We start from the raw sequence: 982 nt of genomic DNA, 5'->3' as shown, positions 1-982 counted from the left end.
GGAAATGTTATCCAGATAGGAAGTGCCCGTGCTGTTAAGCATCCGGAGAGTACGGATGTAGTCCTGCATGACCTACATCATTTGATAGACCTAAAAAACTATCCTAACATACAAGATATAGCATATCTGATGTTAGGATAGTAATTAAATAAATCTCATTGAAAAAAGGCAACTTATATTAGAGTAATATTTTTTATTTAGTATGCAAAAGCTTTATAATCTCACCATTACTTTTTCTTATTTCCACATAAGATTGTCCACAGAAAGTCAGCGCACTATCATTTCCATTAGGAATATGCCCTTCTATTACCCATATTCCATTTACCAAGTTAACAGAAAAAGGTTTTTCTTTCTCTATACTTTCCTTTCCATAAATTTCCAATAGTACGCATTCCGCTATCTTTACTGCAATATCCGCTGTAGGTATAAATCCCTCTGCAGGAACATAGCTTTTCATATCAGTATAAAAATCTGTTGAGAGACTATCATTCATTACATACTCAATCTGTTGAGATGATTGTTGATCTTCTCCGACCTTCGATGTACTGTTTGTACATGACATCGCAAATAGCATTAAAGCAAAAAAATAAGTCCTATACATATTGCTATCTTTTTAAAATACCCAATGAATATGTTCTCTCTGGCTAACAGGAATGTTTAAATCTGGCTTTTGTAGCAATTCTTTCATTCTTTGTTTACCCTTTTCAGCAGGAATATCTTTCGGATTAATATTATTCTTTCGTTTAGGATCTTTGGGATCACTAGGAAGATCACTAGTCACTATTGATGTTTTCTTACTATAAGGATTATATTCTAACAAATCGCCACTCGGCGTAGCCAAATAACCATTTTCTTTTGTTTTCTCAATATATTTTATATCAGCTTTTGAGAATTTATTATTTATATGCTCTGCGTCCGCGTCTCCATGCGAATGAATCGATCCTACAAATCTCTCACCGTTAGGAGGTAAGCTTATAGATAC

2 protein-coding genes are annotated in these 982 nt (G+C 33.8%); both read right to left on the bottom strand.

The features are described from left to right. Positions 1-193: 193 nt before the first annotated feature. A complete protein-coding gene (locus ACESTD_RS18420) occupies positions 194-601 on the bottom strand; it encodes an NTF2 fold immunity protein (RefSeq protein WP_051642902.1) in 408 nt (135 codons plus the stop codon). A gap of 12 nt (positions 602-613) precedes the next feature. Continuing rightward, positions 614-982, bottom strand: a 369-nt coding sequence (locus ACESTD_RS18415) for a DUF4329 domain-containing protein (protein WP_373170168.1), incomplete at its 5' end; no start/stop codon positions are given.

Source organism: Bacteroides sp. AR20 (assembly GCF_964250605.1).
In the GTDB taxonomy this organism is placed as follows: Bacteria; Bacteroidota; Bacteroidia; order Bacteroidales; family Bacteroidaceae; genus Bacteroides; species Bacteroides uniformis.
Note: the sequence above shows the minus strand (reverse complement) of the source record. Positions and strands in the feature narration are given on the sequence as shown.